Origin of the sequence: Ciceribacter ferrooxidans (genome assembly GCF_004137355.1) — a bacterium.
Taxonomy (GTDB): domain Bacteria; phylum Pseudomonadota; class Alphaproteobacteria; order Rhizobiales; family Rhizobiaceae; genus Allorhizobium; species Allorhizobium ferrooxidans.
Window position 1 is genome coordinate 37,310 of record NZ_SDVB01000253.1, and the last position, 13,094, is coordinate 50,403.

Consider the following 13,094-nt stretch of genomic DNA (forward strand, 5'->3'; position numbering starts at 1 on the left):
GCAACTTGTTCGGATTGTGATCGCCGGCCTTAGAGCGTGCGCGTAACGTGTTCCACGCGGAAACATTCGATAACGTCCCCGGCCCGGATATCCTCGTAGTTCTCGAAGGCCATACCGCACTCCTGCCCGACCGGTACTTCCGAGACTTCGTCCTTGAAGCGCTTGAGCGTCTTGAGCTTGCCCTCGTGGATGACAACGTTGTCGCGCACCAGGCGGACACCTGCACCACGTTCGACCTTGCCTTCGGTGACGCGGCAACCCGCGACCTTGCCGACCTTGGTGATGTTGAAGACTTCGAGGATCTCCGCATTGCCGAGGAAGGTTTCGCGCCGTTCCGGCGAGAGCAGGCCCGACATCGCCGCCTTCACATCATCTACCAGATCGTAGATGATGTTGTAGTAGCGGATTTCGATACCGCCGCGTTCAGCCGCTTGGCGGGCTTGCGTGTTTGCACGGACGTTGAAGCCGATGATTGCAGCGTTCGACGCCTCGGCAAGCGAGATGTCGGACTCGGTGACACCGCCGACCGCCGAATGGACGATGCGCGCACGAACTTCCTCCGTGCCGAGCTTCTCCAGCGCGCCGGCAATCGCCTCGATCGAACCCTGCACGTCGCCCTTGATGACCAGCGGGAATTCCTTCATGCCGGAAGTCTGAAGCTGGCTCATCATCTGTTCGAGCGAGCCGCGAGAGCCGGACTGGCGCGCTGCCGCCTTATCTCGGGCCAGACGCAGACGGTATTCCGAGATTTCGCGGGCGCGGGCCTCGTTCTCGACGACGGCGAACTTGTCGCCGGCTGCTGGTGTGCCGGAAAGACCGAGAACCTCGACCGGCATGGCCGGACCGGCTTCCTTGACGTGGTCGCCCTTGTCGTTGACGAGCGCGCGCACGCGCCCCCACTGGTCGCCGGCGACGATGATCTGGCCGGGGCGAAGTGTACCCTTCTGCACGAGGACAGTCGCGACGGCGCCGCGACCGCGGTCGAGCTCGGCCTCGATGACCGTTCCTTCCGCCGTGCGGTTCGGATTGGCCTTGAGGTCAAGGATTTCAGCTTGCAGCAGGATGGCCTCGAGCAGCTTGTCGAGATTGGTGCCGTTCTTCGCCGAAACCTCGACGTCGAGAACTTCACCGCCCATGGACTCGACGAAGACTTCATGCTGCAGCAATTCCGTACGGACCTTCTGCGCGTTCGCCGTCGGCTTGTCGATCTTGTTGATCGCCACGATGATCGGAACACCCGCTGCCTTGGCGTGGTTGATCGATTCGATCGTCTGAGGCATCACGCTGTCGTCGGCCGCGACCACCAGAATGGCAATGTCGGTCGCCTGAGCACCGCGGGCGCGCATCGCGGTGAAGGCGGCGTGGCCGGGCGTGTCGATGAAGGTGATCTTCTGACCGTTCTGCTCCACCTGGTAGGCGCCGATGTGCTGGGTAATGCCCCCGGCTTCGCCGGCTACCACGTTGGCGTTCCGGATGGCGTCGAGCAGCGAAGTTTTGCCGTGGTCGACGTGACCCATGATCGTTACGACCGGCGGACGCGACAGCAGTTCGCCCTCGCTGTCGACGACGTCGAAGATACCCTCCTCAACATCGGATTCCGAAACGCGCTTGACGGTATGGCCGAATTCGGTCGCGATGATTTCAGCAAGGTCGGCGTCGATGACGTCGCCGGGCTTCATCATCTGGCCTTCCTTCATCAAGTACTTGATAACGTCGACCGCGCGTTCGGACATGCGCTGCGACAGTTCCTGGATGGTGATGGTTTCCGGGAGAACGACCTCGCGCACGATCTTTTCACGCGGTTCCTGCATCTGACTGCGACGGAACTTCTCCTGGCGGCGGCGCATCGATGCAAGCGAACGGCCACGCGAAGGCGCGCCTTCTTCGTCCACATCGGCGCTGGTTACGGTCAGCTTGCCACGCCGGCGGTCGTCTTCACCTTTCGGACGGGCGGGAACCTTCGCCGGTGCCGGCGCCGCGATCTTGCCGCGCGCCGGACCGCGAGCGGCATTGCGCTCCTCTTCTTCTTCCTCTTCCTTCCGGCTGCGGCCGAAAACCGGAGCGGAAGGCGCTGCAGGGCGCGGGACGGGACGAACTTCGGCAGGACGCGCCGGGGCTGCTGCCGCTGCCGGAGCTTCGGCTTCCTGGACGTGCGTTCCCTCTTCCTTCACTTCCGTCGCTCGCTGCGCGGCATCCTCGGCAGCGCGCAGGGCGGCCTCTTCAGCTTCTGCCTTGCGACGCTCTTCGTCGATGGCGCGCTGTTTGGCTTCCTCGACTTCGCGCGCCTGTGCTTCCACGAGTGCGCGGCGGCGCGCTTCCATCTCGCCGGCGGACAAATCGTGAAGGACGGCACCGCGCGGGCGCTCCTGGCGGGCGGGCTGCTGTGCTTGAGGCGCCCGCTGCTGCGGCGCGCTCGGCTGATGAATGCGCGGAGCAGGCGTAGCCGGCCGCGGAGCTACCGGAGCCGGAGCGGGCTCGGCAGGACGGGCCTGTGAAACCGGGGCGGAGGGCTTCTCGTCTTCAGGACGGGTCAGGCGCCGTTTGCGCGTCTCGACCACAACCGCCTTGGTGCGACCGCGACCGATATCCTGACGCACGGTGCCTTGGCTCACGCCCGAGGGTTTCAGGGTGAGAGTCTTCTTGCCCGTTACGCTAAGTGTCTTGTCGTCTTTGTTGTCGGTCATTCCGTTCCCGTTCCTTCGAGCGTGGCCGGATGCCCTGCATCGACCGCGCCGCTCAATTCCTGTTCATCGATGCAGTGGCCGGCCGAACCGGTGACCGCGTCATTGTGGTTTCTGGCTGGCGCCACCCGTCGTTTGCGGCGCGCCGCCGCGATACGTCTTGAGCAGGTTTGCGCGTTTCACTACACCTTCACCCGCCTGCCCCGCAAGCGCTGCCGCATGGATAAAAGCATTCTGACCCATCAGTTCTTCCATTTCCGCCTCGGACAAGAGCCGAAAGGAGGGTATCTCCGCGTCGGTCTCCATTCCGAGGTGCCAAGCCTTGCGCGCCTGGTCGATTTTCCTCACGCCGTCTGCCGCCGCGTCCATCGCGTGGAAGACGGCAATCGCCTCTCCGCTGCGGACCGCCAGGTCGACCTTGGAGCTACCGGTGATGAACTGGCCGGCCTTGCGCGCCATGTTCATCATCCCCACAAGCTGTGCGACGAGCAGGCAGTCGACACGCCGGCCGAGATCGGGGTCAGCCTTGACGTCCGCCTTCAGCGCGCGCGCGAAAAGCTTCTTTGCTACCGCCTTGTCGACCGCCTCACGGCTTGCCGAAACCCAGCATCCGCGACCGGGAAGCTGCCGCTTGATATCCGCAACGACGCTGCCGTCGGGGCCGGCGACAAAGCGGATCAACGTTTCCGGTGCTCCGCTCTGCCGCGTGACGATGCACGTGCGACCATTCATGTCCGCACCTTCGGCGGTATCATCATTCGGCAAGCTTTCCAGCGCATCGCCTCGCATCATTCAGCCTTGTCTTCGTCCTCGGCCGCTTCTTCTTCAACGGCCTCTGCAGCGAGGTCGTCTTCGGTAATCCAGCCGGCCGCCAGACGGGCCTGAACGATCATGTTTTCGGCTTCCGCGCGGGAAACGTCGAACTTCGAGAACAACCCCTCGAACTTCTTGGTCTCGCCGTCCTTGCGCTCGCTCCAGCCGACGAGGTCGTCGGCCGCACAGCCGGCAAAGTCCTCGATCGTCTTGATGCCGTCCTCGCCGAGGGCGACCATCATCTGGGCCGTCATGCCGTCGATCTGGCGCAGGTCGTCGGCAACGCCGAGCTCCTTGCGCTTGGCGTCCATTTCCGCCTCGATCTTTTCCAGATAATCGCGGGCGCGGGACTGGATTTCCTGGGCGGTGTCCTCGTCGAAACCCTCGATGGAGGCGATTTCGTCGAGATCGACGTAAGCGAGCTCCTCGACCTGGGCGAAGCCCTCGGAGGCGAGCACCTGACCGATCATCTCGTCGACGTCGAGCGCGTCCATGAACAGGTTGGTGCGTTCGTTGAATTCCTTCTGACGACGCTCGGATTCTTCCTGCTCGGTCATGATGTCGATGTCCCAGCCGGTCAGCTGCGACGCGAGGCGCACGTTCTGACCGCGACGACCGATGGCGAGCGAAAGCTGTTCATCCGGAACGACGACCTCGATACGTTCGGCATCCTCGTCGAGAACGACCTTCGAAACCTCAGCCGGCTGCAGGGCGTTGACGATGAAGGAGGCCGGATCCTGGCTCCACGGGATGATGTCGATCTTCTCGCCCTGCAATTCGCCGACGACGGCCTGGACACGTGAGCCTCGCATACCGACGCAGGCGCCGACCGGGTCGATCGACGAGTCGTTGGAAATGACGGCAATCTTGGCACGCGAGCCCGGATCGCGGGCAACCGACTTGATCTGGATGATGCCGTCGTAGATTTCCGGCACTTCCATGGTGAAGAGCTTCACCATGAACTGCGGATGGGTACGAGACAGGAAGATCTGCGGGCCCCGCTGTTCGCGGCGGACGTCGTAGACATAGGCGCGAACACGGTCGCCGTAACGGAAGGTCTCGCGCGGGATCATCTCGTCACGGCGGATGATACCTTCACCGCGGCCGAGATCGACAATCACATTGCCGTATTCGACGCGCTTGACGGTGCCGTTGACGATTTCGCCGACACGATCCTTGAATTCGTCGTACTGGCGATCCCGTTCGGCTTCGCGCACCTTTTGTACGATAACCTGCTTGGCGGACTGGGCGGCGATCCGGCCGAAATCCATCGGCGGCAGCGGATCGGCAATGAAGTCACCGATCTTGGCATCCGGATTGCGGTCACGGGCAAGCTCGAGTGCAATCTGCGTGGAATAATCCTCGACCTTCTCGACGACTTCCAGAAGGCGCTGCAGACGGATTTCGCCGGTTTTGGAGTTGATATCGGCGCGGATATTCGTTTCGGAGCCGTAGCGAGAGCGGGCCGCCTTCTGGATCGCATCGGCCATTGCGGCAAGCACGATCTCACGGTCGATCACCTTCTCACGCGCGACCGCGTCAGCGATCTGCAAGAGCTCGAGCCGGTTAGCACTGACTGCCATTGTTTTATGTCTCCGTCTTCACTGCCGGGGCCGTGCCCTCAAGGCGGTTAGTCTATCGAGGTTTCGTCGTCGTTCTGATTTGCCGCCTTGGCCCGAGCCGCCTTGTCGGCCTTCAGCGCATCGCGGATGAGATCGTCTGTCAGGATCAGTTTCGCTTCCGCCAGCGCACTGAACGGAATGGTCACGCGCGGTTCTTCTCCATACGCGATCTGGTCTCGCTCGATGGTAAAGCCGTCTCCGTCAACCGCTGCAATCTTGCCGCGGAACCGCTTGCGGTTGTCGACCAGAATCGACGTCTCGCATTTGACGATGTGACCCTGCCAGCGCTCGAAGTCGGACTTGCGCACCATCGGCCTGTCGATACCCGGGGAGGATACTTCCAGATGATAGGCCTTGTCGACCGGATCTTCGACGTCGAGCACCGGCGAAATCGCCATCGAAAGCTCCTCGCAGTCCTCGACTGTCATGGTGCCGTCGTTGCGTTCGGCCATGATCTGGAGGGTAAGCCCGTTCTGGTTCAGGAGCCGAACCCGCACGAGTTTGAAACCCATGGCAACGGTCACGGGCTCTATGATTTCAGCGATGCGCCGATCCAGGCCGGTTTCCGTGACAATGCGCGGCTCGCGGTCCTGCGGCGCCGGTACTTGTTCCGACACGCGTCATCCTCCTGGATGAATTCTGCAGCTTTCCCGACCGTTAACAAAAAAGAGCGGGTCCTTGCGGCCCCACTCTTCATCCATCGATCAAGAATTTAGGCACGATATACGCTTGCTCGCGTGCAAATGCAAGCTTTGCGAGGAACCATGCCGTCCCGGTGCTATTTTCGTGTTCGGGGCAGCGGGACATAGGCAGCGTGCGTCGGATTTGCCTATAGTGGCACGCTCCGCTTCGAAAGCTGCAGGTGAACAGGACGTGTCGGATCGCAAATCGCCGTTGGCGCCACTGAAGAACGAATTCTATCGGACAATCTGGTTTGCGAGCATTTCGTCGAATCTCGGCGGTCTTATCCAGGGCGTGGGGGCAGCCTGGCTGATGGCGTCCATCTCCCGCTCGGAAAACATGGTCGCTCTTGTCCAGGCGTCCAATACCCTGCCCATCATGCTGTTTTCGTTGCTTTCCGGTGCCGTCGCCGACAGCTTTGATCGTCGCAAGGTCATGTTGCTCTCGCAGTTCTTCATGCTCGCCGTGTCGGTCTTGCTCGCGGTCTTTGCTTTTCTCGGACAGATTTCCCCCTGGTCGCTGCTGTTCTTCACATTTCTGATCGGTAGCGGCACGGCGCTCAACAATCCTTCCTGGCAGGCTTCCGTCGGCGACATGGTCCCGCGCAGCGATCTCCCGGCCGCCGTCGCCCTGAACAGCATGGGCTTCAACATTACCCGAAGCGTCGGTCCGGCACTCGGCGGCATGATCGTCGCGGCATCCGGCGCCGCCGTCGCGTTCCTCGTGAACGCCTTCAGTTATCTGCCGCTCGCCTACGCGCTCTATCGATGGCGTCCGGAAGTCCCGCAGACGACGTTACCGCGCGAGCAGCTGGGCGCCGCGATCTCTGCCGGGCTTCGCTACGTCGCGATGTCGCCGAATATCCTGAAGGTGCTTTTCCGCAGTTTCGTCTTCGGCCTGACCGCGGTCGCGATCCTCGCTCTTCTCCCGGTCGTCGCGCGCGACATGATCGCGGGCGGACCGCTCACCTACGGCATTCTGCTCGGCGCCTTCGGCGCAGGTGCGATCGCGGGGGCACTCTCAAGCGCCCGGCTGCGCGAGATCCTGTCGAGTGAGGACATCGTTCGGTTGTCGTTCGCAGGTTTTGCCCTGAGCACGGCAGTGATCGGCGTCAGCGGATCGGCGTGGCTCACCGGGGTGGCACTTCTGCTTGCCGGTGCCTGCTGGGTGCTAGCGCTGTCGCTCTTCAATACGGTCGTACAGCTTTCCACGCCGCGCTGGGTCGTCGGTCGTGCCCTCTCGCTCTACCAGACAGCCACCTTTGGCGGCATGGCGACCGGCAGCTGGCTATGGGGCCATGTGGCCGAAACCAATGGTGTCGGACATGCCCTTCTCGTGTCCGCATTGGTGATGATTGTCGGCGTCGCAATCGGATTCCGGCTTCCGATGCCGCCTTTCGCGTCCCTCGACCTCGATCCGCTCAACCGCTTCAACGAGCCGGAGCTCCGCCTCGACGTCAAGCCGCGCAGCGGTCCCATCGTCGTGCAGATCGATTACGAGATCGATGACGACGATGTGCAGGAGTTCCTTTCATTGATGGTCGAAAGGCGCCGTATCCGCCTTCGTGACGGGGCTCGAAACTGGGCACTGATGCGCGATCTCGAGAATCCGGAGGTCTGGACCGAGACCTATCACACCCCGACCTGGGTGGACTACGTGCGCCACAACCAGCGGCGGACGAAGGCGGATGCGGAAACCAGCGATCGTCTGCTCGGTCTTCACAGGGGGACTTCAAAGCCCCGCGTTCATCGGATGATCGAGCGGCAGGGCATTCCACCGGCGGACGACGTTTTCCACCAGACCCACATCGAGCCGCACTGAGGAGCGTCAGCGAAGCTTCGCCTTCAGGCTCTCGTCGGGGAAACAGGTCGGAGAAAAGCCGCTCTTCGCCTGCCACTCGCCGAGCGACCGGCGGGTTTTGTAGCCGGGCAGCCCATCGACTTTGCCGACATCGTAGTCTTTCGCGACGAGTGTCTCCTGCATGGCCAGCACGTCTGAGCGCAGCATCTTGCCGACATCACCCCATTTGCCGACGAAAGGACCGCTTCCATAGGCGATGCGATCGGCGAGATTGCCGATGAACAGGGCGTAGAGATCGGAGTTGTTGTACTCCTTGAGCACGTAGAAATTCGGTGTGACGAGGAATTCCGGGCCGTGTGTGCCGGCCGGGACCAGCATCATCGTCGAAGCTGCCGCCTCACGGTCTGGGAAGGGTTTGCCTGAGATGCGCCGGATCCCCGTCGCCACCCAGGCGGAGAGAGGCTGCGCGCGGTCCGGCCCTTCCTGGGCACAGGAGACCGCCTCCGGAATGACGACCTCGTAACCCCAGCTGCGCCCTCTCTGCCATCCCTTGTGGACGAGATAGTTCGCGATCGAGGCGAGGCTGTCCGGAACCGAGCTCCAGATGTCCCTGACGCCGTCTCGATCGAAATCGACGGCGTGCTCAAGATAGCTGGTTGGCATGAACTGCGGCTGGCCGAGGGCACCGGCCCAGGAGCCCATCATCCTGCCGGCGCTGATGTCGCCGCCATCGATCATGTGCAGCGCTGCAATCAGCTCGCGCAAGAAGAGGTCCTTGCGCGTCGACATGAAAGCCTTGGTCGCGAGCACCTCCACCGCGGGATAAGGCAGTTTGGCCTGCCCGAAGCCCGTTTCTCGTCCCCAAATCGCAAGCACGACCGATCCGGGAACGCCGTAGGTCTTCTCGATTTTCTGGAGTGTGCGAGCGTGCCGCGTTGCCAGACCACGACCGGCGGCGGCCAGCCCCTGCAGTCTATTCTCGGAAAAATAGGATCCGGGCGAGGAGAACTCGGCCTGACTCTGCTTCCGTTCCTTCGGGGGTTTGCTGCCCGGTGGGACGAGATCCGGCAGATCCCAGTTGAGATGAAGGCCGGCGGTTGCTCGCTCGAAGGCGTTGCGGCTGACGCCGGACTTCTCCGCCAGCGGCCACAATTCCTGTTGCAACCAGGTTTGGAACCGGGCTTCGACCGCACCCTTGTCGAGTGCTGCAACGGGAAGCGAAGAAAGGAGCAACAGCAAAAATGAAAGGATGGCGGAGTGTCGTCTCATGGAGCCTCACATCACCCTCGAATGGGGCGGATTTCAGATCGTCGTGCGGGCTCTCAGCGCCGCCGCCAGCGTTCCCTCGTCAAGATAGTCGAGCTCACCACCGACAGGCACGCCATGGGCGAGGCGGGTAATCTTCACCTCCAGACCCACCAGATGATCGGTGATGTAATGAGCGGTCGTCTGTCCTTCGACGGTCGCGTTCACGGCGATGATGACCTCGCGGATGCCGCCTTTGGACACCCTGTCGATAAGGCCCTTGATGTTCAGATCATCCGGCCCGACGCCGTCGAGCGGTGACAGCGTTCCGCCAAGCACATGATAGGCTGCGTTCATCGCGCCCGCGCGCTCAAGCGCCCAAAGGTCGGAGACGTCTTCCACGACGATGATTACCGACTGGTCGCGACGATCATCAGTGCACACGATGCAGGGATCGCTGGTGTCGACGTTGCCGCAATGAGAGCAAATCTTCACCTTGTCGTAGGCGTCGCCCATTGCGTGCGCGAGAGGCCCGAGCAGCTGATCCTTCTTCTTGATGAGATGCAGCGCCGCCCGACGGGCGGAACGTGGCCCGAGGCCGGGTACCTTTGCCAGCAGCTGGATCAGTTTTTCGATTTCGGGACCGGTGACTCGCTTTGCCATGGGCGGTTCTTAGCCGATATCATTGGCAAACGAAATCATTGAACGAGGCGCGACTGATGAAAATTCGGCCTGTAGCCAGGGTGGCGCCGCAATGCCTGAGGGGCACCTGGATCGGGCCGGTCGGTTGGCACCGCAAGGCCCGATCCACGACCTGAGGTTAGCGCACCCAGCCCTCGGTCGCCATCAGCGCCTGCGCTTCCGGCGTCACCAGGAATGCGAGGAATTCGGCGGTTTCCGGGTCGGCTTCGGGTGACTGGGCGACGTTGACGTCGCGCCAGATCGTCCGTTCGGGAGCAAGGTCGACCTGTTCCAGGACGTCCGAATGGGTTACCGGCCAATCCGGCCAGGTGACCCAGGCGTCGGCATCCTTTGCCTGAAATGCCTTGAGGCTAGCGCCTGAGCCCTTGCTGAAGTCGACGATGTTGCGGCGGAAGGCACGGATATCGTCCAGCCGGCCCAGCCGGCCGGCTACGTCTTCCCAGGTTCCCGTGCCGGACGTGTTGGCAATGCCCGCGCCTTCGGTCACGACGATCTTGATGCCGTCCCGGAGCAGATCGTCAAAACCATGGATACCCTTGGGATTGCCCTTCTTGACGGCGATGATCGTGGGTCGAACATAAATCGGCTCGACCTGCTCCGAGGAAAAGGTCTTGTAAGTCTCGAGGAAGGCCGTCATCGACTGTTCGGATGTTCCCCACAAGATATCGGCGTCGGCTTGCGCCTTGGCCGACCATGTGGACTCCGGTCCGGCAGTGATTTCGACTGTCTTGCCGGTCTTCGCCTTCCACGCATCGGCGACCTTCTGAAATGCAGTATGCGGCCCGCCCGCGCCATAGAAGCGAACCACCCCATCCTTGGGCTGGTGCTTGATCGAAGGATCGTAAAGCTTGCTTTCCTCGCCGAAGGCAGCCGGGGCGAGCCCCAGCAGTGCCGCTGAAAGTACCATCATGAAACGCATGAAATGTCTCCATCATGTCAGGTTCGAACGCACCGTTGCTGGAGCGCTCGTGGGCTGAGACAACTGGGGAGAACGATCTATTCCATCGGGGCCATCAACAGTGTGTGAGGCGCTGTGATCAAGAGGAGGCCGAACGGAATCTTCGGCGTGGCGGAATTGCGGGCTAGCACGTCCGTGTAGTCCGTAGGGCCGGCTCCCGCCCGATCCAGCACAGGTCGCACGCGAAGAACGGCGGTGTGCGTCATAGCCTCGCGTAGATGAGCCGGTAATACGAAACGAGGAGGCCAATGGCAGTACCGAATCCTGCACCGGCGGCGGGTTCGGTTCTCGTTGATCAGAACGGCAATTTCATGCCGGGTGGGATCGGCAGGCCGGCGGTCATTTCCCTGGTCTTTTCCGCCATCACCGCTTCCGCCTTGTCTTTCGCGTCCTTGTGGGCGGCGACGATAAGGTCTTCGAGGATCTCGACCTCTTCTTCCTTGAAGAGCGAAGGATCGATCTTGAGGCCCTTGAGCTCGCCTTTGCCGGTCATCGTCACGGTCACGAGACCTCCGCCGGATTTGCCTTCGACTTCGAGAGCGGCGATCTCCGCCTGCATCTTCTCCATCTTGGCCTGCATTTCCTTGACCTTGCCCATCATGCCCATGATGTCGCGCATCGTCACTGTCTCCCTGAAATATTGGCGAATGCCGTCTTAGAATTCGATGTCGTCGCCCGGAAGAATGTCTCCCTCGGCGGATTCGGCTGCCGACGGGATATTCAGCGTCTCGTCTTCATCACTGGCGGAGCGAATGCGCACATCGGTTATCCTCGCCCCGGGGAAGCGGGCCAGGATCGCCGCCACGTCCGGATCCTGCCGTGCGTCGAGGAGCCTCGCCTCGCGGTTTGAACTTTCGGTTTCCGCAAGTGTCGGCCTGCCGGCTTCGCGTGACAGGATGACCATCCAGCGGATTTCCGTCCACTCCTCGAGCCGTCGTTGCAGGTCTCCTGCAAGCGTCTTCGGTGCTTCGGCCGGCAGGTTGATCTCAAGTCGCCCCGGCTCAAGACTCACAAGCCGCACATAGGAACGCAGGAGAGCCTTCAGCTTCGGGTCACGGTTCTGCGTGCAGAGCTCGGCGATATCCTCGAGCGACTTGATGGGAACCTTGGGGACCGGCGTGGGTTTCGTTTCGACGCGCCCCAAGACAACTGGCTGCGATTCGAGCGTCGGCACACTCTGGAGATGGGCAGTCGGTCTTGGCGCAGTTGCTTGCGCTGAGCGATCCAGCGCCTGCCCGCCGACCGCTGCCGTGCGATAGGACGCCTGGGTGCCGCCGCCGTTGCCTTCCGTTGGAGCCGGGGAAGGCATGCCGGTTTGTCCGCGCTCTGTCAGTTCCGCAAGCCGGCGCGCCGCATCCTCGGGCGACGGCAGGTGAGCCGCATGAGCAAGCCGAATGACGACCATTTCCGCGGCACCGGCAGGGCGCGCGGAGTTTTCCGTTTCCGGAATGCCCTTCAGCAGCATCTGCCAGATGCGGGAGAGCGTCGAAACGCTGACGCTTGACGAAAGCTCGACCCCGCGAACGCGCTCGACCTCGCTGAGGGATGCGTCCTGAGCCGCCGACGGGATGTATTTGAGCCGGGTCACGAGATGGGTGAAGTCGGCAAGGTCGGTCAGGACCACGGTCGGGCTGGCGCCGGATTCGTACTGGCTGCCGAACTCGGAAAGGGCTGCCGCGACGTCGCCGCGCACGACATGCTCGAAGAGGTCTACGACGCGGGCGCGATCGGCGAGGCCGAGCATTGCACGCACCGCATCGGCCCTCACGACGCCTCCTCCGTGGGCAATCGCCTGGTCGAGCAGCGAGAGCCCGTCGCGTGCCGAACCCTCGGCCGCCCGCGCGATCATCGCGAGCGCTTCCTCGTCGGCGGTGATGCCTTCCTTGGCCGCAATCGTCGAGAAGAGGCCGACCAGATCGCTCGCGCTGATGCGCCGCAGATCGAAACGCTGACAGCGGGAGAGCACGGTGATCGGCACCTTGCGGATCTCGGTCGTTGCGAAGATGAACTTGACGTGTTCCGGCGGCTCTTCGAGCGTCTTCAGCAAACCGTTGAAGGCCGCGGTCGAGAGCATATGCACTTCGTCGATGATGTAGACCTTGTAGCGGGCGGAGACGGGGCGATAGCGAACCTGCTCGATGATCTCACGGATATCGTCGATGCCTGTGTGAGAAGCAGCGTCCATCTCGATGACGTCGACATGGCGACCTTCCATGATCGCCTGACAGTGTTCGCCCGGGAGCTTGAGGTCGATCGTCGGCTTGTCGATCTCTGCGGTCTTGTAGTTGAGCGCGCGTGCCAGGATGCGTGCGGTCGTCGTCTTGCCGACGCCACGTACACCTGTCAGCATGTAGGCCTGCGCGATACGACCCGTCTCGAACGCATTCGTGAGCGTTCGGACCATCGGCTCCTGGCCGACCATCAGATCGGTGAAATCTTTGGGACGATACTTGCGGGCCAGGACTCTGTATCCTGCGGCACCGCCGTTTGCATGTGCTGCTGTCGGCTCGAAGTCGCTCATCGCTCCTGCCAGCGTTAGAGTCGTCCCGTTCGGGTCTCTCGACCCTGCAATCCTGCCGGCCATGTGGAACG

At 62.4% G+C, this 13,094-nt stretch carries 11 protein-coding genes; 1 reads left to right on the top strand and 10 read right to left on the bottom strand.

Going from position 1 to position 13,094, the window contains the following annotated elements:
- Window positions 1-29: 29 nt before the first annotated feature.
- Genes infB through rimP form a run of 5 tightly spaced genes read right to left on the bottom strand, consistent with a single transcriptional unit; the run spans window position 30 to window position 5,733 of the window.
- Window positions 30-2,684, bottom strand: a complete 2,655-nt coding sequence (gene infB, locus EUU22_RS16440; RefSeq protein ID WP_129333071.1) for a translation initiation factor IF-2 — start codon at window positions 2,682-2,684, stop codon at window positions 30-32.
- On the bottom strand, window positions 2,681-2,809 hold the full coding sequence (locus EUU22_RS25995; protein WP_280956500.1) for a hypothetical protein: 129 nt from the start codon (window positions 2,807-2,809) through the stop codon (window positions 2,681-2,683). Before EUU22_RS25995 ends, infB begins: the two co-directional genes overlap by 4 nt.
- Entirely contained in the window at window positions 2,784-3,473 is a 690-nt protein-coding gene (locus tag EUU22_RS16445) for an RNA-binding protein (RefSeq protein ID WP_439329158.1), read from the bottom strand. Before EUU22_RS16445 ends, EUU22_RS25995 begins: the two co-directional genes overlap by 26 nt.
- Window positions 3,470-5,077 (bottom strand): transcription termination factor NusA, encoded by a 1,608-nt coding sequence (gene nusA / locus EUU22_RS16450; protein ID WP_129333072.1) that lies wholly within the window; start codon window positions 5,075-5,077, stop codon window positions 3,470-3,472. Before nusA ends, EUU22_RS16445 begins: the two co-directional genes overlap by 4 nt.
- Before the next feature lie 47 nt (window positions 5,078-5,124).
- Window positions 5,125-5,733 carry a ribosome maturation factor RimP gene (gene rimP, locus EUU22_RS16455; RefSeq protein WP_129333074.1) on the bottom strand — a complete coding sequence of 203 codons (609 nt, stop codon included), beginning with the start codon at window positions 5,731-5,733 and terminating at the stop codon, window positions 5,125-5,127.
- A gap of 256 nt (window positions 5,734-5,989) precedes the next feature.
- On the opposite strand from rimP, the gene EUU22_RS16460 reads away from it, so the two are divergent.
- On the top strand, window positions 5,990-7,618 hold the full coding sequence (locus EUU22_RS16460) for an MFS transporter (protein WP_129333075.1): 1,629 nt from the start codon (window positions 5,990-5,992) through the stop codon (window positions 7,616-7,618).
- A gap of 6 nt (window positions 7,619-7,624) precedes the next feature.
- On the opposite strand, the gene EUU22_RS16465 is transcribed toward EUU22_RS16460, so the two are convergent.
- The 5 genes from EUU22_RS16465 to EUU22_RS16485 all read right to left on the bottom strand — a co-directional run bounded on the left by EUU22_RS16465 (window position 7,625) and on the right by EUU22_RS16485 (window position 13,023).
- Window positions 7,625-8,866 carry a lytic murein transglycosylase gene (locus EUU22_RS16465; protein ID WP_129333077.1) on the bottom strand — a complete coding sequence of 414 codons (1,242 nt, stop codon included), beginning with the start codon at window positions 8,864-8,866 and terminating at the stop codon, window positions 7,625-7,627.
- A 33-nt stretch (window positions 8,867-8,899) separates the two neighbouring features.
- Window positions 8,900-9,505, bottom strand: coding sequence for a recombination mediator RecR (recR, locus tag EUU22_RS16470; protein ID WP_129333079.1), 606 nt, complete (start codon window positions 9,503-9,505; stop codon window positions 8,900-8,902).
- A 157-nt stretch (window positions 9,506-9,662) separates the two neighbouring features.
- A complete protein-coding gene (locus tag EUU22_RS16475; protein WP_439329167.1) occupies window positions 9,663-10,454 on the bottom strand; it encodes a substrate-binding domain-containing protein in 792 nt (263 codons plus the stop codon).
- Between the two features lie 343 nt (window positions 10,455-10,797).
- On the bottom strand, window positions 10,798-11,121 hold the full coding sequence (locus tag EUU22_RS16480) for a YbaB/EbfC family nucleoid-associated protein (RefSeq protein WP_114363814.1): 324 nt from the start codon (window positions 11,119-11,121) through the stop codon (window positions 10,798-10,800).
- Between the two features lie 36 nt (window positions 11,122-11,157).
- Entirely contained in the window at window positions 11,158-13,023 is a 1,866-nt protein-coding gene (locus EUU22_RS16485; protein ID WP_129333083.1) for a DNA polymerase III subunit gamma/tau, read from the bottom strand.
- Window positions 13,024-13,094: the final 71 nt, after the last annotated feature.

What these genes read in the sequence shown, in the direction of transcription:
- infB (WP_129333071.1), bottom strand. Translation starts at nt 2,684, where the DNA reads ATGACCGACAACAAAGACGACAAGACACTTAGCGTAACGGGCAAGAAG.
- EUU22_RS16445 (WP_439329158.1), bottom strand. Translation starts at nt 3,473, where the DNA reads ATGATGCGAGGCGATGCGCTGGAAAGCTTGCCGAATGATGATACCGCC.
- nusA (WP_129333072.1), bottom strand. Translation starts at nt 5,077, where the DNA reads ATGGCAGTCAGTGCTAACCGGCTCGAGCTCTTGCAGATCGCTGACGCG.
- EUU22_RS16465 (WP_129333077.1), bottom strand. Translation starts at nt 8,866, where the DNA reads ATGAGACGACACTCCGCCATCCTTTCATTTTTGCTGTTGCTCCTTTCT.
- recR (WP_129333079.1), bottom strand. Translation starts at nt 9,505, where the DNA reads ATGGCAAAGCGAGTCACCGGTCCCGAAATCGAAAAACTGATCCAGCTG.
- EUU22_RS16475 (WP_439329167.1), bottom strand. Translation starts at nt 10,454, where the DNA reads ATGATGGTACTTTCAGCGGCACTGCTGGGGCTCGCCCCGGCTGCCTTC.
- EUU22_RS16480 (WP_114363814.1), bottom strand. Translation starts at nt 11,121, where the DNA reads ATGCGCGACATCATGGGCATGATGGGCAAGGTCAAGGAAATGCAGGCC.
- EUU22_RS16485 (WP_129333083.1), bottom strand. Translation starts at nt 13,023, where the DNA reads ATGAGCGACTTCGAGCCGACAGCAGCACATGCAAACGGCGGTGCCGCA.